Origin of the sequence: Rhodanobacter sp. Root179, from assembly GCF_001428465.1 — a bacterium.
Lineage (GTDB): Bacteria > Pseudomonadota > Gammaproteobacteria > Xanthomonadales > Rhodanobacteraceae > Rhodanobacter.
Genome location: NZ_LMHR01000086.1, coordinates 73,302 through 92,550 on the forward strand (window position 1 = coordinate 73,302; position 19,249 = coordinate 92,550).

A 19,249-nucleotide genomic window follows, 5' to 3' on the forward strand; every position below is an offset into this window, starting at 1 on the left:
TGCTACAGACCATCAACCATGCCGGAAATTCCATCGCCGGGCACATGCCAGCCGTCACGCATAAAAAAAGAGGCGGCCGAAGCCGCCTCTTTTCGTGGTACTGCCAGAACTTACTGCAAGGTGTCGCTGAGAATCCGCGGCGTCACGAAGATCAGCAGCTCGGCCTTGGTGTTGACCCGCGACGTGCTGCGGAACAGGGCACCGATGCCGGGGATGTCGCCCAGACCGGGCACCTTGGTGATGGTGTTGGACTTGTTGACCTCGTAGATGCCACCGAGGACGACGGTCTGACCGTTGTCGACCAACGCCGAGGTGTTGACCTCACGAGTGTCGATGGTCGGGATCTTGCCGCTTCCCGGGGCGTCGACGTAACCGGCCAGCGCATCCTTCTTGACGTTGATCATCAGGTAGACGCGATTGTCGGCGGTGATCGTCGGGGTGACCTTCAGTTCCAGCACGGCGTCCTTGAACTGGACCGTGGCGGTACCGCTGCCGGCGCCGCCGCCGGCGCTGTTCTGGAACGTCACGTAGCCGATTTCCTGACCCTGGCGGATGACCGCTTCCTGCTGGTTGGCGGTAATCACGCGGGGACTGGAGATCACCTCGCCACGACCTTCGGTCTGGGCGGCGGAGAGTTCCAGATCCAGCGCATAGTTCGCGCCGAGGATGGCCAGGCCGAAGCTGCCGCCCTTCAGGCTGGTGGGAAGGTTCACGTTGAGGCCACCGGAGCCGACCGTGTTCGGGGCGCTGTTGTTGCCGATTGCGCTGGGCACGCCGCTGCCGAGCTGCAGCACCTGTCCGCTGGGGTTGGTCTGCTTGCCGCTGATGCCGAACTTCGCGCCCAGTTCACGGGTGAAGTCGTCGGTGGCGACCACGATGCGCGATTCGATCAGCACCTGCTGCACCGGCTTGTCCAGCACCGCGATCAGCTCGCGCAACTGGCGGATCTTCTCCGGCGTGTCGTTGAGCAGCAGGGTGTTGGTACGCACGTCGAAGGAGACGCTGCCGCGGGGCGAGAGGAAGCCACGCTGGGTGTTGCTGCCGCTGCTGCTGCCGCCACCGCCCTGTCCCTGTTTGCTGCCGGTGGTGAGCAAGGTGGCGATGTCCGACGCCTTGCCGTAGCTGATCGGCACGTAGTCGGTCACCAGCTCGGCGGTGTCCTGCGCCTTCAGCTTCGCGTCGGCCAGATCCTGTTCGTACTTGGCCAGCTCGGCCTGCGGGGCGACCCAGACCACGTTGCCGTTACGGCGCTTGTCGAGGCTCTTGGCACGCAGGATCACGTCCAGCGCCTGGTCCCACGGCACGTTGACCAGACGCAGGGTGACGCTGCCGCCAACGCTGTCCGAAGCGACCAGGTTGAGCCCGGAGATGTCCGCGATCAGCTGCAGAGCCGAGCGCACCGGGATGTCCTGGAAGTTGAAGGTGACGCGCTTGCCGTTGTAGCTCGGCTCCTGGTCGAGCTTGCCCAGCTGGGCCTGCTTGGCGTCGGCCTTCTTCGGCGCCACTTCGACCACGTACTGGTCGGCGGTCTGGTAGGCGGACGTTTCCACGTTGCCCTTGACCGCGATCTCCATGCGCGCACCGCCACCGTTGCCGGTACGGGTGACGATCGACTGCACCGGCGTGGCGAAGTCGAGCGTGTCGAGGCGCTGGGCCAGGTTGGCCGGCAGGTTGGCGTGATCGATGGTGACCAGCACCTTGTCGCCGCTGCGGGTCATTTCGGCGTTGGCGCCGCTGCCGCTGAAGTTGATCAGCACGCGACCTTCGCCGTTGGGGCCACGACGGAAGTCGATGTTGGAGATGGCCGGACCGTTCGACGAGGACGGCAGGGCCTTGGTCGGGTCGATCGTGGCTGCGGTGGTCACCGCCTGGTCGGTGCTGCCGTTGTTCACGGTCAGGATCAGGCTGTTGCCGTCGATCCGCGAGCGGTAGCTCGACTCACGCATCAGTTCCACCACGACGCGGGTGCGACCGCCAGCGGAGACGGCGGACACGCCCGAGGTCGAGCCCTTGCCGATGTCCAGATGGCGCGGCGCCGCGTTGTCGGTGTCGGCGAAGTCCACCGCGATGCGCGGCGGGTTGCCGGTCGTGAAGATCTTCGGATCCGGCACCGGGCCATTGCCGAAGTCCATGTGCAACTCCACGCTGCCACCGGGCAGTGCGTCGTAGCTGATGTTCTTCAGCGTGGTGGTGGCTGCCATCGCAGCGCTGGTCCAGGTGGCGCCAGCGATCAGCAGGCCCATCAGCATGTAACGGCTTGCATGGCGCATGACACGGCCCCGCACGGATTGGATTTGGTTGCTCATTGCATCAGCCCCTGTCTACCTATTTCGCGTCGAGCGCGATGCTGGCAGGACGTTCCATCCAGCCACCATTACCGTTGGATACCAGCTCGACCAGATCAATATGGTCTTCGCTGATCGCCGTGATATGCCCGTAGTTCTGACCCATGTACTCGTTGACATGGACGCGGTGGATCACCCCGCCCGGGTCCTTGACCAGCACTTCCATGCTGCCGCCGGCTCCGACCGTGCCGACCATCTTCAGGCTGTCCAGCGCGAACAGCTCAAGCGGTTGCTTGGCGCGGTTGGCGTCCGGCCTGGGACCGGTGTTGGCGGTGTTGTTGTCCAGCTCGGCCGTGCTCGGGCTGAACGGATCACGGCGATCCTGGTCGTCGTACTTGAATGTTTCGAAGGTCTTGATCACCGGCAACGGCTGGATCGGCGCGCCCTTCTTGGCCTTTTCCTGCGCTACCCAGCTGCGCAGGTCGGACATGCCGCGGGTGCAGCCACCGAGGACCAGCACGGCGCCCAGCATCAGCGCGAAGCGTGCAGCGTGTGCCGGCTTGATGAATGTCTGCTTGTTCATTTCCGGCCCCCCGCCCTGTTCCTGCCCGCGGGTTTGGCTGATGCCGCGCTCTCATCGTCATCGAGGTAGCGATAGGTCTTGACGGTGCCCTGCAGGACCAGTTGCCCGTTCGCGCCCTTGTCGCCCGCCGCCTTCGGTGTCAGCGACACGTCGTGCAGGGTGAGGATCACCACCCGCGGCAACGAAGCCACGCCGCTGATGAAGGTGCCGAACTGGTGGTAGGTGCCGCTGAACTTCAGGGCGATCGGTCGCTCTGCGTAGAAGTCCTTCGGCGTCTCCGGACCGGGCTGGAACAGGTCGGTCTCCAGGCCTGCCGACTGCGCGGTCTGCGAAATGTCGGTCAGCAGCTCCGGCATCTCGGTCTTGCTGGGCAGCTGGCGCAGCAACTGGCGCAGCATGTCCTGCATCTCGTCGAGCTGCTGTTGCAGCGCCTCGAGGTTGACCGACTTGGCCTGCTTGGTGGCGAATTCCTGCTTGAGCGAACCTTCCTTGCTGGCCAGCGAATTCAGGCTGTCCTGCTGGTCGCTGATGACGAAGTACCAGCCGGCCAGCAATACCAGGCCGAACAGGAGCGTGGTGAAGAAGATCTTTACCGACTGCGGCCAGCCACCGACGTTGTTGCGATCGAGGTTCTGGATATCACTGAGGAAACTCATGATCAGACACCTCCCTTCGCAGCCGGCGCACTGACCGGCTTGGCTTCCGGCGTCACCGGGGCCGCGGGCGTGGTCACTGCCTTGGCCGCCGCACCCAGCGGTGCCGGTACGGCCGGCGCGGCGCTGGAGCTGCTGCCCGCGGGCGGCAACGGCGTCTTGGTGGGGTCGACTTCGTCGGTTTTCGGCTTGCTCAGTTGCACGTTCAGGCCAAACGAGTAGGGCATGCGGGAGGCATCATGCGTGTTCTGCGTCTGGCGCAGGTCGGCATGGCCCATCCACGGCGAGACTTCGATGTTGCGCATGTATTCGGCCACGCTGGCGTTGGACTGCGCCACGCCGTCGAGCGACATCGACTGGCCACTCTGCTTGAGTCCGGTCAGGCGGGCGCTGGTCGGGATCGTCTTCACCAGTTCGTCGAACAGGTGCACCATCTGCGAGCGGTCGGCCTGCAACTGCTCGATGATCTGCTTGCGGGCCAGCAGGTGCTCGCGCACCTTCTCCAGCTCCTTGATCTTGGCGATGCGCACGTCGAGCTGCTTGATCTCGGTCTGCAGGTAGGCGTTGCGGTCATTCTGGTTGTCGATGCGCTGGTCCATCCAGAACATCCACACCAGCAACGCGCCAATGCCGACCACGAAGGCGGCAACCAGTTGCATGTAGAACTCGCGCTCGCGTTGCTTGCGTCGCTCGGCGCGCCACGGAAGTAGATTGACGTGTGCCATCAGTCGAAGCTCCTCAAGGCGAGGCCCACCGCAATCATCAACGCGGGGGCGTCCTGCGCCAGCGACTGCGCCTGGACCCGAGGCGACAGCGACATGCGGGCCAGCGGATTGGCGACGACGCAGGGCACGCCGAGCTGCTCTTCGAGCATCGGACCAAGGCCTTCGATCGAAGCACAGCCACCGGCCAGCACGACCTGGTCGACCTTGCTGTATTCACTGCCGGCAAAGAAGAACTGCAGCAGGCGGCTGATCTGCTGGATCAGCGATTCCTTGAACGGCTCCAGCGCCTCGGTCTCGTAGGACTCGGGCAGGCCGCCCTTGCGCTTGGCGCGGCCGGCTTCCTCGTAGGAAAGGCCGAAACGCCGCATGATCTCGTCGGTCAGCTGCTTGCCGCCGAAGACCTGCTCGCGCGAGTAGATCGTGCGCTGGTTGCGCAGTACCGACAGGGTGGTCATGGTGGCGCCGATGTCGACCACGGCCACCAGCGCCTCACGGCTGACATTGAGCTGGTCGGCGATCATGGCGAAGGCGTTCTCCATCGCGAACGCCTCCACGTCGATCACCGCGGCGGTGAGCCCGCCCAGGTCCAGCGCAGCCACCCGCATGTCGACGTTCTCGGTGCGCGAGGCCGCCAGCAGCACGTTGTTCATGTCGGGGTTGTCGCGGACCGGGCCGAGTACCTCGTAGTCGAGACTGACTTCGTCGATCGGATACGGGATGTACTGGTTCGCCTCGACCTGGATCTGGCCTTCCAGATCGTCGTCGGACAACTCGCTGGTCATCGGGATGATGCGGGTGATCACGGCGGAGCCGGCCACCGCCGCAGCGGCGTGCTTGAGCTTGGAGCCCGAGCGTGCCAGCGCGCGACGAATCGCATCACCCACCGCCTCGATCTCGACGATGTTCTTCTCGACCACGGCGTTCGGCGGCAGTGGCTCGACCGCGTAGTGCTCAACGCGATAACGGCCACCCGCCTGACTTAGCTGCAGCAGCTTGACGGCAGTCGAACTGATGTCGACACCAATCAGCGCCGGCTTCTTCGGTGTAAAGAGCCCCACGGTGTTTCCCCCTTGCCGCTGACGCCCGTAGCCAGAAACCTGGCGGGGTGCGCAGTGGCATTAAATCGAAAAATTAATGCAATGGCAACGGTCTACGGAAACTTTCTCAAGTGATTGGCGTGATCCGGGCCACATTTAGGCGAAACCCCTTCTTGGCTCGACCCTTGCTTCGGCGGGCCGGTTCGAGCTTTGGCAAACCATGCCTCATGCGAGGAATACTGCTACATCTATACTCTGCCATGTTTTGACTCAGGTCTCGCTATCTCCACACCATGCAAATTTTCAAACGCTTGTTGCGCTGGGCTCTGCTCCTGGCCTTTTCCGGTTTGCTCCTGACAGTTATCGCGGTTGGTGTGGCGTATTGGCTGATCTCTCCCCGGCTGCCCTCGGTGGCCGAGCTGAAGAACTACCCCATGCAGGTACCGCTGCGGGTGGTCAGTGCGGACGGCAAGCTGATCGCCAGCTTCGGCGAGACGCGGCGCATCCCGGTGGACATCGAGAAGGTGCCCGACCGGCTCAAGCATGCGGTGCTTTCGGCCGAGGACGCCGACTTCTACCACCACCCCGGCGTGGACTGGCACGGCATCGCGCGTGCCGGCTGGCATGTGGTGGTGACCGGCGGCGACAAGGGTCCAGGTGGCTCGACGATCACCCAGCAGGTGGCACGCAACTTCTTCCTCAGCCCCGAGAAACTGTATTCGCGCAAGCTCACCGAGATCTTCATCGCGCTGCGCATCGAGCACGAGCTGAGCAAGGACCAGATCCTCGAGCTGTACCTCAACAAGATGTTCCTCGGCCATCGTTCCTACGGCGTGGCCGCGGCAGCGGAGTATTACTACGGCAAGACCCTGGACCAGCTCAGCGTGGCCGAGTGCGCGCTGATCGCCTCGACCTTCCAGTTGCCCTCGGTGGTCAATCCGATCAACGGGCAGAAGCGGGCGATTGCGCGGCGCAACTGGGTGCTGGGCGAAATGCTGCGCCACGACTACATCACCAAGGCCGTCTACGAGCAGGCGATCGCCGAACCGAACCACGCCTTCCCGCACGAGCAACCGATCGAGGTGGACGCCCCCTACCTGGCCGAGATGGTGCGCCGGCAGGTGCTCGATCGCTTCGGCAACGACGCATTGACCGAGGGCTACGTGGTGAAGACCACGGTGCAGAGCGGCCGTCAGCAGGCCGCGGTGGATTCGGTGCGCGAAGGGCTGATCGCCTATGACCGCCGCCACGGCTGGCGCGGCCCGGAAGCCCACCAGGACCTGCCCGCGAATGCGGGCGACGCCGATTTCGACAACCTGCTGGGCAGTTACGGCAGCATCTCGGGCATGCAGCCGGGCATCGTCACCGCCAGCGACGCCAGGCAGGCAACGGTCTACCTGTCCAGTCACGAAAGCGCGATTCTCGACCTGGCCGCCCTCAGCTGGGCTCGTCCGCACATCAGTGACGACCGGGTCGGAGCCACGCCGACGCGGGTCGATGCCGTGCTCAAGCGCGGCGACATCATCCGCCTGGCCCGCGATGACAAGGGCGAATGGCAGCTGGCGCAGATCCCCGCCGCGCAGGCCGCGCTGACCTCGGTGAATCCGGAGGACGGCTCGATTCAGGCCCTGGTGGGCGGTTTCAGCTTCGTCCGCAGCAAGTTCAACCGCGCGGTCATGGCCGCCCGCCAGCCCGGCTCCAGCTTCAAGCCGTACCTGTACTCGGGAGCGTTCGAGCGGGGCTTTACGCCCTCCTCGATCATCAATGACGCCCCGCTGGCCCTGCCCGACCCATCGCGACCGAACGGCATCTGGACGCCATCCAACGACGATGGCAAGTTCGCCGGTCCGATGCGCCTGCGCGAGGCGCTGGTGCAGTCGAAGAACCTGGTCTCGGTGCGCCTGCTCGACGCCATCGGCGTGCGCTTCATGCGCGAGTACGCAACCCGCTTCGGTTTCTCGCAGGACGCCATCCCGGCCAACCTGTCGATGGCGCTGGGCACCGCCTCGGTGTCGCCGATGAGCATGGCTCGCGGCTACGCCGTGTTCGCCAATGGCGGCTACCTGGTCACGCCGTATTTCATCCACGAGATCGACGACCGCAACGGCACGCCGGTCTACGTGGCGAACCCGGCCCGCGCCTGCCGCAATTGCCAGGAGCGCCTGCTGGACACCAATCCGCCCGGCCCGCCGCCAGCCGACATGAATCCGACGCCGGCCAACAACCTGGCCAGCCAGGCCGGCGAGCCGGCCGAGTCGAGCAGCGTCGACGGCGTGGGCGAAGCCGTGCTTCCGGCCGATGCGCACGGCGCCGGTGCGCACGCCCCGGTGCTGGCGCCGCACGTGATCGAGGTGCGCAACGACTACCTGATGGTGTCGCTGATGAAGGACGTGATCCTGCGCGGCACCGGTTCGGCCGCCCGCGCGCTGGGACGCGACGACCTGGCCGGCAAGACCGGCTCCACCAACGACCACCGCGACGCCTGGTTCGTCGGCTTCAACGGCGAGCTGTCGACCGCCGTGTGGGTGGGCTTCGACGACTACAGCTCGCTCGGCCGGGGCGAGTTCGGCGCCAAGGCGGCGCTGCCGATCTGGATGTCCTACATGGGCAGCGCGCTCAAGGACCAGCCGTCCAGCACGTTGCCGATGCCGCCGGGAATCAGTACGGTAATGATCAACCGTTACAGCGGACTGCCCTCCGGCGCGGGCGATCCCGATGCCATGAGCGAAATCTTCAAGGTGGAAGACGTCGACCGGTTGCGCAGCCAGGCCGCCCAGCAGAAGGAGCAGGACCAGCAACACGCCTACGACATCTTCTGAACCCTCGCCGGCAGCGGCCCGCCCAACGGAAGCTGCCGTTACCGCATGATGAGGAGCGCCCTGTCCATGTCACGAGGCGAGCACCACCGCATCCACACGCATGACCGCCTGCAACGCAACCGTGTCCGCATCGCCCAGGAAGCGGCGCGGCTGATGAGCGAGCACGGCATCCGCGATTTCCACCACGCCAAGCTGAAGGCGGCGGAACGCCTGGGCATCCTCGACACCCAGGCGCTGCCCCGCAACCAGGAAATCGAGCAGGCCTTGCGCGAACACCAGCGCCTGTTCCTCGGCGACAGCCAGCCGCAACTGCTGCGGCAACGCCGGGAGGCGGCGTTCGACGCGATGCGTTTCCTGGCCGCCTTCGAACCCCGCCTGGTCGGCGCGGTGCTGGAAGGCACGGCGGACGCCCACTCGGCCGTGTGCCTGCACGTCTACAGCGACGATCCGGAGGCCGTGATGCTCTACCTGCGCGAACACGGCGTGCCGTTCGATACCCAGGTGCGCCGGCTGCGGTACGGCCGCGACGAGGATCAGCCGGAATATCAGGTGCTGCTGTTCGCCGCCGACGAACTGCCGTTCGACCTCACCGTGCTGCCGCGCGACGCGCTGCGCCAGGCGCCACTGGATCGTGCCGACGACCGGCCGATGCGGCGCGCGTCATTGACCCAGGTGGAACTGCTGCTGGCGGAAGATCCCGCCGACGATTTCGAGCAGCAGTTGAGCGCCGCCCTGCGCTGAAGCGATCTGTCCCGCATGAAAAAAGCCCCGACCATGGCCAGGGCTTTCCTTCAACCGCAGATGCTCAGCGCTTCGTCGTCGGCACGAAGTCGCGCACGTCGGCACCGGTATAGACCTGGCGCGGGCGACCGATCCGCGATCCAGGCGTTTCATGCTGCTCGATCCAGTGCGCGATCCAGCCGGCGGTGCGGGCGATGGCGAACATCACGGTGAACATCTCGGTGGGAATGCCCAGCGCCTTGTAGATGATGCCCGAGTAGAAATCGACGTTCGGATACAGCTTGCGCTCGATGAAGTATTCGTCCTTCAGCGCCGCCTCTTCCAGCTTCATCGCCACGTCCAGCAGCGGATCCTTCACGCCCAGCTCGGCCAGCACCTTGTGGCACATCTCGCGGATGATCTTCGCGCGCGGGTCGAAGTTCTTGTACACGCGATGGCCGAAGCCCATCAGGCGGAAGCTGTCGTTCTTGTCCTTGGCGCGCAGGATCGCCGACTCGACGTTGTCCGGGCTGCCGATTTCCTCGAGCTGCTTGAGCACGGCCTCGTTCGCGCCACCGTGGGCCGGGCCCCACAGCGCGGTGATGCCGGCGGCGATCGACGCGTACGGATTGGCGCCGGTGGAACCGACCAGACGCACCGTCGAGGTCGACGCGTTCTGCTCGTGGTCGGCGTGCAGGATGAACAGCAGGTCCAGCGCCTTGGCCGCGACCGGATTCATCTGCAACGGCTCGCTCGGCACCTCGAACATCATGTGCAGGAAACGGTCGACGTACTCGAGGTTGTTGCGCGGATAGCGCGACGGCCAGCCGATCGAATAGCGGTAGCAGGCCGCGGCGATCGTCGGCATCTTGGCGATCAGGCGGATCGCGGCCAGCTTGCGGTCGGCCGGATCATCGACGTTGAGGTCGTCGTGGTAGAACGCCGACAACGAGGCGACGGCCGCGGCCAGCATCGCCATCGGGTGCGCGTCGTGGTGGAAGCCCTGGAAGAAGTTCTTCAGCGACTCGTGCAGCATGGTGTGATGCGAGACATCATGCTCGAACGCAGCGAACTCGTCCGCCTTGGGCAGCTCGCCGTTCAGCAGCAGGTAGGCCACCTCGAGGAAGCTGGACTTCTCGGCCAGCTGCTCGATCGGGTAACCACGATACAGCAGCACGCCCTTGTCACCGTCGATGTAGGTGATCGCACTCTTGGTGCTGGCGGTGCTGCCGAAACCCGGGTCGTAGGTGAAGTGGCCGGTGTCCTTGTACAGGGTGGCGATGTCGATGCACGCTGGTCCCAGCGTGCCGCTGACCAGGGGCAGCTCGCTGCTGCGACTGGTCGACTCATCCACCAACTTGACGATCTTGGGATCGGACACGGAAATCTCCTTGCATGTGGGTCATCACCGGACGGCATCGCCATGGGCGATGCCGTCCGGTGCGGAATGCCTGGCTTCGGCGGCCGGGGAAAACAGCCGAAGCAACGAACGCCTTGGCGTCAGCTCACCCGCCATTATCGCACAAGGCCACGCGCGCATTCGATGGCGAATGGTCGAATGCCGGACACGAAAAGACACGGGGCAGGCCTGCGCCTGCCCCGTGTCTTCGAACCGCGTTGGCGATCGGGTCTGCTGACCGGCGCCAGGCGCCTGCAGCGACCGGCCCGCAGCAACCGGCGATTACTCCTTGACGGAGCCCGCGTAACGGCGACGGAACTTGTCGACGCGGCCGCCCACGTCAAGCGTCTTCTGCTTGCCGGTGTAGAACGGGTGCGAATGGCTGGAGATATCCACCTTGATCAGCGGGTACTCGTTGCCGTCTTCCCACTTGATGGTTTCCTTGCTGGACATGGTCGACTTGGTCAGGAACGAGAAGTCGGACGACAGGTCCTGGAACACCACCGGGACGTAATTCGGATGGATATCAGGCTTCATGGCTGGCTCTAAAGCGGTGGTGAAAAGAGCGGCATTGTAACGAGGATGCGCCTGGCTGCGCAAGTCGCCCCCACCCGCGGATCAGGCCGGAACGCCCAGCGCGCGCTTCACCATCGCCGCAAAGCGGGCCTGGTCCACCTCCAGCACGATGTTCGCCTGGGCCGGTCGGCCCAGCCGCGCCGTCCAGTCGACCACGGTGGCGCCGCGGGTCAGGCGACCATCCAGCTCCACCGCCACCGCCCGCTTTTCACAGCGGGTAACGATCGAGGGGTCCAGCGCGACGGCCATCGCCAGGGCGTCCGCGGCGACCAGTCCCGTGCGTTCGTGCCGGGCGTTGTAGCGACGCGCCGTGGCCACGATCCGCCCGAAGAAATCCGCGCGATGGTCACCGGCGGCCAGCCAGCGGTCGAACTCGGCATCGTCGAAGGCGTGCCGCAGGGTGGCTTCCCAGTCGACCAGGTCGAATGCCGGGAACGCCTCGAACACCACGTGGGCCGCCTCGGGGTCGAAGCCGATGTTGAATTCCGCCGGCACCTTGCCGGTGTTGCCGTGACCGGTGACCGCACCACCCATCACCACCAGTCGCGCCACCCGTTCGGGCAGGCTCGGGTCCAGCCGCAGCGCCAGCGCCAGGTTGGTCAGCGGGCCCAACGCCACCAGGGTCAACTCGCCGGGGCGCTCGCGGGTCAGGCGCAACAGCGCCAGCGCCGCGGATTCGGCCGACACCGCGGCGGCGGGTTCGGCGAAACCCACATCGCCGAAACCGTCCTGGCCATGCACGAAGGCGGCGTCTTCTTCCGGTGCGCGCACCAGCGGCATGGCGCACCCGGCGAAGACCGGCGTCGTCATGCCCACCAGGTCGACCAGGGTGCGCGCATTGCGCACGGTGTGGCCCAGGCCCACGTTGCCCGCGGCGATGCTGAGGCCGGCCACATCGGCATGGGCGTAAGCCATCAGGATGGCGAGGGCGTCGTCGACACCGGGATCGGTGTCGATCAGGAGTTGCGGCTTGGTCATGTGGACGGGTCGGGTGAGATCAACGGGGTAGCTTAAAGGGAACCGGGAACGGGGAACAGAAGCCAGCGCTTCGCCCCGATTCCCGCCTCACCCCTCACGCATGCGCGTAACGGGCGGCGCCGCCGATCCAGCGCTCGATCAACTGACCGGTCTGCTGCGGATGCTCCGCCAGCATCCGTTCGCCGACCTGCTGCACGGCCGGCAACAGGTGTGCGTCGCGGGTGAGCTCGGCGATGCGGAAACTGAGCTGCCCCGTCTGGCGGGTACCCAGCACTTCGCCGGGCCCGCGCAGCTCCAGGTCCTTCTCGGCGATGCGGAACCCGTCGCTGGTTTCCCGCATCACCTGCAGGCGCTCGCGTGCCAGCTGGCCCAGCGGCGGCTGGTACAGCAGCACGCAGTTGGAGGCCACCGCGCCGCGGCCGACCCGGCCGCGCAACTGGTGCAACTGGGCCAGGCCCAGCCGCTCGCTGTTCTCGATCACCATCAGGCTGGCGTTCGGCACGTCCACGCCGACCTCGATCACCGTGGTGGCCACCAGCACGGCCAGCTCGCCGGCCTTGAACGCATCCATCACCGCCTGCTTTTCCTTCGGCTTCATGCGGCCGTGGATCAGGCCGACCTTGAAGCCGACCAGCGCCGCGGAAAGTTCCGCGTGCGCCACTTCGGCCGCCTGCGCACGCAGCTGCTCCGATTCCTCGATCAGGGTGCACACCCAGTACACCTGGCGCCCCTCGCCGCAAGCGGCGTGGATGCGCTCGATCACCTCGATCCGCCGCGCGTTGGAGATCGCGATGGTCTGCACCGGCGTGCGTCCGGGCGGCAGTTCGTCGATCGACGAGACGTCGAGGTCGGCATACGCACTCATCGCCAGCGTGCGCGGGATCGGCGTCGCGGTCAGCACCAGCTGGTGCGGCACCAGTTGCCCGTCCCTGCCCTTGTCGCGCAGGGCCAGTCGCTGCTGCACGCCGAAGCGGTGCTGTTCGTCGACGATCACCAGACCGAGCCGTTCAAACGCCACGCCCTCCTGCATCAGCGCGTGCGTGCCGATCACCACCGCTGCACCGCCGGCAACCCGGGCCAGCGCCTGCTGGCGCGCCTTGCCGGTGACCTTGCCAGCCAGCCACTCCAGCTCGATGCCAAGCGGCTGCAGCCAGTGCCGGAAATTGTGCAGGTGCTGTTCGGCCAGCAGTTCGGTCGGCGCCATCAACGCCACCTGATGGCCGGCTTCGACCGCCGCCAGCGCGGCCAGCGCCGCCACCACGGTCTTGCCGCTGCCGACATCACCCTGCACCAGTCGCAGCATCGGATGGTTGCGTGCGAGGTCGCCAGCCACTTCGTCGGTGACCCGCTGCTGCGCCGCCGTCAGCCGGAACGACAGGCTGGCCAGCAACTGCCGGCGCAGCCCGCCGTCACCACCGAGCTTCGGCGCACGGCGGCGGCGCACCGCCTCGCGCATGCGGCGCAGGCTCAGGTGCTGGGTCAGCAACTCCTCGAACGCCAGTCGCTGCTGCGCCGGATGCCGGCCCAGCACCAACTGGTCCAGGCGCGCGTCCGGCGGCGGGCGATGCACATACAGCAGTGCGTCACGCAGCGACGTAAGGCCATGTTCGGCGCACAGCGCCGACGGAATCAGCTCCAGCTGGGCCGCGGGCGGCAGCAGCGCCAGTGCCTTGCCGATCACCCCGGCCAGCCGCTTCGGCCCCAGCCCCTCGGTGGTCGGATAGACCGGGCTGAGCAGGTCGTCGACGGCCGCCACGGCCTCGCCGGTCAGGCGCTGGTAAGTCGGATGCACCATTTCCAGGCCCTGCGCGCCATGGCGAACCTCGCCATAGCAAAGCAGTCGCGCGCCCGGCAGCAACTGCTCGGCCTGGGCGCGATTGAAATGGAAGAAGCGCAGCAGCAGGGTCTGCCGGCTGTCGTCGCCGATCGCCACTTTCAGCTGGGGTCGATAGCGAAAGCCCCGCTCGACCGCCTCGACCACGCCTTCGACCTGGGCCCGGTCGCCCGGACGCAGCTCGGCGATCGGGGTGACCCGGGTCTTGTCTTCGTAGCGCAAAGGCAGGTGGAACCACAGGTCCTGCACCCGTTCCAGGCCCAGCCGGGCCAGCGACGCGACCAGCGCCGGCCCCACTCCCGGCAGCTTGCCGACCGGCGTGAGGCCGGGATCGGTGTCGATGGGGACTGCGGGGCGGGCGGGACGTGTGGCCATGAACGACAAGCCTACCCGAGCATCCTCATCCATCGTAAGACGGACGGCGACGCACGCTGTCGGCGTCGGCCTCGCGCTGGATCAGCCGATGTCGCTCAGGACAGCACCATCACCGCGTCCACCTCGACCTGGGCCGCCTTCGGCAGCGCGGATACCTCGATCGTGGAGCGCGCCGGATACGGCTGCTGGAAGTACTCGGCCATCACCGCGTTCACCGCGGCGAAGTTCGCCAGGTCGGTGACATAAATGCCCACCCGCACGATCTGCGCCAGCGAGCCGCCGGCGGCCGTGGCCACCGCCGTGAGGTTGTCGAACACGCGGCGTGTCTGCGCGGTGACATCGCCATCGACCAGCGCGCCGGTGGCCGGGTCCAGCGGAATCTGGCCGGAGAAGTAAACGGTGTTGCCGGCTCGTACCGCCTGCGAATACGGACCAATCGCGGCCGGCGCCTGTTCGGTGGTGATGATGCTGCGGGACATGGATGACCTCGGGATTCGGAATGGGGGATCCGGAAAGATTACCGCGTCCGCGCTCCGAACGAATCCCCAATCCCCATCCCGCGATCCCGAATCACAAGGGATACCGATACGCCCCGCTGACCACCCCGGTGCGGCGCACGCGACGGATCACGTCGGCCAGGTGCTTGCGGCTTTTCACTTCCATCGCGAACAGCAGGGTGGCTGCCGCGGAGTCACGTTCGACGTACTCCACGTTCTCGATGTTCGAATCGGCGGCGGCGATCGCGGCGGCCACGGTGGCCAGCACGCCGGGACGATTGATCACCTCGATCCGCAGCTCGGCCCGATAGTCGCCCTGCACGTCGCGGTCCCATTCGATCGCCACGCGGCGTTCGGGCGACTTGCTCAGCTCGAACACGTTCGGGCATTCCTCGCGATGCACCACGATGCCCTTGCCCGAGGACAGGTAGCCGATGATGTCGTCGCCCGGCAGCGGGTGGCAGCAGTTGGCGAAGCTGAGCACGCCGCGCTCGGCGCCGGTGATGCGGATCTTCTCGTGCGTGTGCACCGGCAGCTGCGGCTTGCCGGCCTTCTTGCCGCGCGAGGCGAGCAACTGGCTGGCCACCACGTCGGGCATGCGGTTGCCCAGCGCGATGTCGGACAGCAACTCTTCCAGCCGCTTGAGCTTGGAGGTCTCCAGGAAGCGGTCGAGCACCGCCGCCGGGACGCCATCGAGGCTGCTGCCCAGGGCATCCAACGCGCGATCGAGCATGCGATGGCCGAAATCCACCGCGTCCTCGTGCTGCAGGTGCTTCAGGTACTGGCGGATGGCAGCACGCGCCTTGCCGGTCACCACCACTTCCAGCCATGCCGGGTTGGGCACCGCCGACGGCGCGGTGATGATCTCCACCAGTTGCCCGGATTCCAGTCGGGTGCGCAGCGGCAGCAGCCGCTTGTCGACCCGCGCGGCCACCGCGTGGTCGCCCACGTCGGTGTGCACGGCGTAGGCGAAATCCAGAGCGGTGGCATTGCGCGGCAGCGACAGGATGTCGCCCCGCGGCGTGAACAGGTAGACCTCGTCGGGGAACAGGTCGATCTTAACGTTCTCGATGAACTCCGACGACGACACCGTGTTGGCCGAACTGTCGACCAGCGAGGACAGCCATTCCCGCGCACGCGCCTGCGCGCTGTTGGCCGGGCCGCTCTCGGTCTTGTAGGCCCAGTGCGCCGCCACGCCACTCTCGGCGACCGAATCCATCTCGGCGGTGCGGATCTGCACCTCGATGGGCGCGCCGAACGGCCCGAGCAGCACGGTGTGCAGCGACTGGTAGCCATTCGCCTTGGGAATCGCGATGAAGTCCTTGAAGCGCTTGTCGACCGGCTTGTACAGCGCGTGCACCATGCCGAGCGCCATGTAGCAGCTCATCGCGCTGTCGACCACCACGCGGAAACCGTAGACGTCCATCAGCTGGGCGAAGCTCTTGTGCTCGCCACGCATCTTCGAATAGATGCTCCACGGCGACTTGATCCGCCCCACCACCAGGGCCGGCAGGTGGTCGGCCTGCAGGCGCGCGGTCAGCGCCGCCTCGATCTTGCCCATCGCCTCGCGTCGGTTGCCGATCGCCGCGCGGATGCGCTCGCTGATCACGCGATAGCGGTCCGGATACAGGGCGTGGAAGCCCAGGTCCTGCAACTCGGCCTTGAACTTGTTCATGCCCAGGCGCTGCGCGATCGGCGCGAAGATCTCCAGCGTTTCGCGGGCGATGCGCCGGCGCGAGGAGCCGTCCTTGGCGCCCAGCGTGCGCATGTTGTGCAGCCGGTCGGACAGCTTGATCAGGATCACGCGAATGTCGCGCGCCATCGCCAGCAGCATCTTGCGGAAGCTTTCCGCATCGGCCTCCTGGCGGGTGCCGAAGCGCATCTTGTCCAGCTTGGTGACGCCGTCGACCAGTTCGGCCACGACCTCGCCGAACTCGGCGGCGATGTCCTCGCGGCTGAGCTCGGTGTCTTCCAGGGTGTCGTGCAGGATGGCCGCGATGATCGTCTCGGCATCCAGCCCCAGTTCGGCCAGGATGCCCGCCACCGCCACCGGATGGGTGATGTACGGCTCGCCGCTCTTGCGCTCCTGGCCGGCGTGCGCCTGCGCGCCGATCTGGAACGCGCGCAATACCCGCGTCACCTGCGCTTCGGGCAGGTAGTTGATGCGTTCCTTCAGGGCCAGCGCATACGGTGGCAGCGCGGACAGGTCGACCGTGGCGGGGTGGGTGGCCGCAGTCATCGTTGCCGGCGCCTGTTCAGGCGCCTGCCTCGAGTCGGGTGAAGCGTGCGGCTGCCGGACGTGCGCGCTGGATGACACCGGCCATGCCGATGTCGCGCGAGCACGTGCTACAGCAACCGCCATCCATCAGTCGTCGCCACCCTTGGAGAGATCGTCGTCCACTTCGGCCGCCGCCCATTCCAGCGCCTCACGCTCGGCGCGCTCGCGCTCGGCCTTGTCGATCTGGTCGATCGTGGCCTGATCGATGCGGCGCGCGGCGATCTCGCGCAGGGCCAGCACGGTGGGCTTGTCGTGATCCGGATTGACGGCCGGTTCGGCGCCCTTTTCCAGCTGGCGCGCGCGCTTGGTCGCCATCAATACCAGTTCAAAACGGTTGTCGACCACCTCAAGGCAGTCCTCCACGGTAATACGGGCCATGCGAATTCCTTAGGGAATAGAGACTTATATGGTCTGACAGTGTAGTTGAGCGGATGCTTTGCTGGCAATGCGCACGGCGCGTATCATGGCCGGCTGGCCACGGATGGACGCGCTGGGCAAAAACCTGCCGAAAACCGTGCAAGATACAAAACCAGACAGTACACTTAACTGTCCCCCGACGCGAACCCTGCACTGATGCCTTCTTCGCTTCGCTCTTCCCTGCTTGGCCGCTGGTTGCCCGTGCTGGCGATCGCGTTGCTGGCTGGCTGCACGATTGCCAAGCCGCGCACCGACGATCCGCTGGAGAAGTTCAACCGCGGCGCCTACAAGTTCAACGACGCCGTGGACAAGGCGGTGATCCGTCCCGTCGCACTGGGTTACCGCAAGGTGACCAATCCGCCGGTGCGCCGCTCGTTCAGCGACTTCTTCACCAATATCCGGATGCCGATCACGGTCGCCAACGACCTGCTGCAGGCGCGGCCGAAGCAGGCGCTGCAGAGCACGGGCCGGTTCCTGGTCAACCTGACCCTGGGCATCGGCGGCTTCTTCGATCCGGCCAGCCAGCTCGGCCTGCCGCTGGAAGACAACGATTTCGGCGTCACCCTGGCACGCTGGGGCGCCCCGGAAGGCGACTACCTGATGCTGCCCCTGCTCGGTCCCAGCACCGTGCGCGACATCTGGCAGCGCCCGGTGGACAGCTATTTCTTCGATCCGCTAACCCTGTTCGCCAACAACCATCACTACAACGGCCTGCAGTACATGCCGCAGATGATGTACCTGGTGACGATCCGCTCGCGCGCGATCGACGCGGAGGGCTTCCTGCAGTCCGCCTATGACCCGTACGTGTTCATCCGCGACGCCTACCGGCAGCAGCGCCTGTACAAGATCTACGACGGCAACCCGCCGGTGGAGATCATCCAGCAGATGCAGGGCCTGGACGAGCAGAACTTCGATCCCGAGGAATTGCTCGACCAGCAGCATCAGTGGGAAAACAGCCATCCGGGCCAATCGAGCCAGCGCTGACCGGGCCGGCATCGCCGAGCGGTCCCGCAAGAAGGGAGCGACCGGATGACCACGAAGAGGGGCCGCGAGGCCCCTTTTCATTTTGCCGCTCTGTCGGGTCAGCCCATCATCCGGTCGACTTCGCAGACCTGGGCCAGCGCCCGCATCCCCGCAGGCATGTGGTCGACCTCCAGCGATCGGCCACGGCCACGGACGTCGGCCACCACGGCAAGCACGCAGGCCAGCCCGGCGCTGTCGCTGCGGGTCACCCCGGCCAGGTCGAGCCGGCTGATCCGAACGTCGGCCACCAGTGCGGACTGCATCGCCTGCAGGGCATCCTTCGCCGTGTCGAAACCGAGCTCGCCGGCCACCGCCAGGGTCGCCGGCGAGGCCACGTCCAGGCGGAAGCCGGAAGCAGCGACGGCCTTCGTCACGGCTTGTCCTTGTTGTCCTTGGCCATCGTCTCCAGCGCCTTCTCGCCCTGGGTCTCGAGGTTGGTGATCAGCTGCTCGATGCCGACCTTGCGGATTTCCGCATCCACCTGGTTGCGGTAGTTGGTGACATAGGAAATGCCCTCGATGATCACGTCGTAGGCCTTCCAGTCGCCATTGCGGCCCTTGCGGAACGCGTAGTCGATCGACACCAGCTTGCCGTCGTCCAGCACCACCTGGGTACGCACCACGGTGCGCTTGTCGTTGAGGTCGCCCTTGAACGGCAGCACCTTGACCCGGCCGCGGGTGTAGTTGAGCAGGCCTTCGGCGTAGCGGTGGGTGATCGAGTTGTAGAACGCCTTGGCGAAACGCTCGCGCTGGGCGGGCGTCGCTTCGCGGGCGTGCTGGCCCAGCACCAGGATCGAGGCGTAGTCCAGGTCGAAATGCGGCAGGAACACCTCATCGATGACGCTGATGAGCTTCTCCTGGTTCTTCTTCAGCTCGTCGCGATGCCCCTCGATCGCCGAGGCCAGCTGGTCGGCGATCGTCTGCACGACCTGGGCCGGCGTCGGCTGCGTGGCATCGGCGGCAGCGGGCGCGGGCGTCTGGGCAAACGCGGGGGCGGCGACGACGGTGCCGAAGGCGATCGCGGTGGCAAGAGCCAGTCTGCGCAACATGG

Annotated in this window: 17 protein-coding genes; 3 read left to right on the forward strand and 14 right to left on the reverse strand. The window is 66.2% G+C overall.

The features are described from left to right. Positions 1-110 precede the first annotated feature (110 nt). From ASD82_RS14140 to ASD82_RS14160, 5 genes are read right to left on the reverse strand one after another with little or no spacing between them, the layout of a single operon-like run. The gene (locus tag ASD82_RS14140) at positions 111-2,270 is read right to left on the reverse strand and encodes a type IV pilus secretin PilQ (RefSeq protein ID WP_056718458.1); all 2,160 of its coding nucleotides are present in this window, start codon (positions 2,268-2,270) and stop codon (positions 111-113) included. A 55-nt stretch (positions 2,271-2,325) separates the two neighbouring features. After that, positions 2,326-2,868 (reverse strand): pilus assembly protein PilP, encoded by a 543-nt coding sequence (locus tag ASD82_RS14145; protein WP_056718459.1) that lies wholly within the window; start codon positions 2,866-2,868, stop codon positions 2,326-2,328. Next, positions 2,865-3,524 (reverse strand): type 4a pilus biogenesis protein PilO, encoded by a 660-nt coding sequence (gene pilO / locus ASD82_RS14150; RefSeq protein WP_056718460.1) that lies wholly within the window; start codon positions 3,522-3,524, stop codon positions 2,865-2,867. The genes ASD82_RS14145 and pilO overlap by 4 nt, the downstream gene beginning before the upstream one ends. Before the next feature lie 2 nt (positions 3,525-3,526). Next, positions 3,527-4,246: a PilN domain-containing protein gene (locus ASD82_RS14155; RefSeq protein WP_056718461.1), complete on the reverse strand. Its 720-nt coding sequence runs from the start codon at positions 4,244-4,246 to the stop codon at positions 3,527-3,529. Then, positions 4,246-5,304: a pilus assembly protein PilM gene (locus ASD82_RS14160; protein WP_056718462.1), complete on the reverse strand. Its 1,059-nt coding sequence runs from the start codon at positions 5,302-5,304 to the stop codon at positions 4,246-4,248. Before ASD82_RS14160 ends, ASD82_RS14155 begins: the two co-directional genes overlap by 1 nt. 272 nt (positions 5,305-5,576) lie before the next feature. Between ASD82_RS14160 and ASD82_RS14165 the strand changes: the two genes are divergently transcribed. Next, a complete protein-coding gene (locus ASD82_RS14165) occupies positions 5,577-8,102 on the forward strand; it encodes a penicillin-binding protein 1A (protein ID WP_056718463.1) in 2,526 nt (841 codons plus the stop codon). A gap of 66 nt (positions 8,103-8,168) precedes the next feature. Continuing rightward, positions 8,169-8,843 (forward strand): hypothetical protein, encoded by a 675-nt coding sequence (locus ASD82_RS14170; protein WP_056718464.1) that lies wholly within the window; start codon positions 8,169-8,171, stop codon positions 8,841-8,843. Positions 8,844-8,907: 64 nt separating this feature from the next. On the opposite strand, the gene ASD82_RS14175 is transcribed toward ASD82_RS14170, so the two are convergent. The 7 genes from ASD82_RS14175 to rpoZ form a co-directional block, all read right to left on the reverse strand. Beyond that, a complete protein-coding gene (locus tag ASD82_RS14175; protein WP_007807225.1) occupies positions 8,908-10,203 on the reverse strand; it encodes a citrate synthase in 1,296 nt (431 codons plus the stop codon). A 300-nt stretch (positions 10,204-10,503) separates the two neighbouring features. Next, complete coding sequence (locus tag ASD82_RS14180) at positions 10,504-10,758, reverse strand: type B 50S ribosomal protein L31 (protein WP_007807226.1); 255 nt, start codon at positions 10,756-10,758, stop codon at positions 10,504-10,506. Between the two features lie 81 nt (positions 10,759-10,839). Next, positions 10,840-11,775 (reverse strand): nucleoside hydrolase, encoded by a 936-nt coding sequence (locus ASD82_RS14185; RefSeq protein ID WP_056718465.1) that lies wholly within the window; start codon positions 11,773-11,775, stop codon positions 10,840-10,842. A gap of 94 nt (positions 11,776-11,869) precedes the next feature. Next, positions 11,870-13,984, reverse strand: coding sequence for an ATP-dependent DNA helicase RecG (gene recG / locus ASD82_RS14190; RefSeq protein ID WP_056718466.1), 2,115 nt, complete (start codon positions 13,982-13,984; stop codon positions 11,870-11,872). A 95-nt stretch (positions 13,985-14,079) separates the two neighbouring features. Beyond that, positions 14,080-14,463 carry a RidA family protein gene (locus tag ASD82_RS14195; RefSeq protein WP_056718467.1) on the reverse strand — a complete coding sequence of 128 codons (384 nt, stop codon included), beginning with the start codon at positions 14,461-14,463 and terminating at the stop codon, positions 14,080-14,082. 91 nt (positions 14,464-14,554) lie between these two features. Next, positions 14,555-16,720 (reverse strand): bifunctional (p)ppGpp synthetase/guanosine-3',5'-bis(diphosphate) 3'-pyrophosphohydrolase, encoded by a 2,166-nt coding sequence (locus tag ASD82_RS14200; RefSeq protein ID WP_056718468.1) that lies wholly within the window; start codon positions 16,718-16,720, stop codon positions 14,555-14,557. A gap of 126 nt (positions 16,721-16,846) precedes the next feature. Further along, entirely contained in the window at positions 16,847-17,137 is a 291-nt protein-coding gene (gene rpoZ, locus ASD82_RS14205) for a DNA-directed RNA polymerase subunit omega (protein WP_007509529.1), read from the reverse strand. A gap of 195 nt (positions 17,138-17,332) precedes the next feature. Here rpoZ and ASD82_RS14210 point away from each other — a divergent pair, with 195 nt between their 5' ends. After that, on the forward strand, positions 17,333-18,160 hold the full coding sequence (locus tag ASD82_RS14210; protein ID WP_007807236.1) for a VacJ family lipoprotein: 828 nt from the start codon (positions 17,333-17,335) through the stop codon (positions 18,158-18,160). 98 nt (positions 18,161-18,258) lie between these two features. Here ASD82_RS14210 and ASD82_RS14215 read toward each other — a convergent pair whose 3' ends face one another. After that, positions 18,259-18,573: an STAS domain-containing protein gene (locus tag ASD82_RS14215; RefSeq protein ID WP_056718469.1), complete on the reverse strand. Its 315-nt coding sequence runs from the start codon at positions 18,571-18,573 to the stop codon at positions 18,259-18,261. After that, complete coding sequence (locus tag ASD82_RS14220; RefSeq protein WP_056718470.1) at positions 18,570-19,247, reverse strand: ABC transporter substrate-binding protein; 678 nt, start codon at positions 19,245-19,247, stop codon at positions 18,570-18,572. The genes ASD82_RS14215 and ASD82_RS14220 overlap by 4 nt, the downstream gene beginning before the upstream one ends. Between the last annotated feature and the right edge of the window lie 2 nt (positions 19,248-19,249).

What these genes read in the sequence shown, in the direction of transcription:
- ASD82_RS14140 (WP_056718458.1), bottom strand. Translation starts at nt 2,270, where the DNA reads ATGCGCCATGCAAGCCGTTACATGCTGATGGGCCTGCTGATCGCTGGC.
- ASD82_RS14145 (WP_056718459.1), bottom strand. Translation starts at nt 2,868, where the DNA reads ATGAACAAGCAGACATTCATCAAGCCGGCACACGCTGCACGCTTCGCG.
- pilO (WP_056718460.1), bottom strand. Translation starts at nt 3,524, where the DNA reads ATGAGTTTCCTCAGTGATATCCAGAACCTCGATCGCAACAACGTCGGT.
- ASD82_RS14155 (WP_056718461.1), bottom strand. Translation starts at nt 4,246, where the DNA reads ATGGCACACGTCAATCTACTTCCGTGGCGCGCCGAGCGACGCAAGCAA.
- ASD82_RS14165 (WP_056718463.1), top strand. Translation starts at nt 5,577, where the DNA reads ATGCAAATTTTCAAACGCTTGTTGCGCTGGGCTCTGCTCCTGGCCTTT.
- ASD82_RS14170 (WP_056718464.1), top strand. Translation starts at nt 8,169, where the DNA reads ATGTCACGAGGCGAGCACCACCGCATCCACACGCATGACCGCCTGCAA.
- ASD82_RS14180 (WP_007807226.1), bottom strand. Translation starts at nt 10,758, where the DNA reads ATGAAGCCTGATATCCATCCGAATTACGTCCCGGTGGTGTTCCAGGAC.
- ASD82_RS14185 (WP_056718465.1), bottom strand. Translation starts at nt 11,775, where the DNA reads ATGACCAAGCCGCAACTCCTGATCGACACCGATCCCGGTGTCGACGAC.
- recG (WP_056718466.1), bottom strand. Translation starts at nt 13,984, where the DNA reads ATGGCCACACGTCCCGCCCGCCCCGCAGTCCCCATCGACACCGATCCC.
- ASD82_RS14195 (WP_056718467.1), bottom strand. Translation starts at nt 14,463, where the DNA reads ATGTCCCGCAGCATCATCACCACCGAACAGGCGCCGGCCGCGATTGGT.
- ASD82_RS14200 (WP_056718468.1), bottom strand. Translation starts at nt 16,720, where the DNA reads ATGACTGCGGCCACCCACCCCGCCACGGTCGACCTGTCCGCGCTGCCA.
- rpoZ (WP_007509529.1), bottom strand. Translation starts at nt 17,137, where the DNA reads ATGGCCCGTATTACCGTGGAGGACTGCCTTGAGGTGGTCGACAACCGT.
- ASD82_RS14210 (WP_007807236.1), top strand. Translation starts at nt 17,333, where the DNA reads ATGCCTTCTTCGCTTCGCTCTTCCCTGCTTGGCCGCTGGTTGCCCGTG.
- ASD82_RS14220 (WP_056718470.1), bottom strand. Translation starts at nt 19,247, where the DNA reads ATGTTGCGCAGACTGGCTCTTGCCACCGCGATCGCCTTCGGCACCGTC.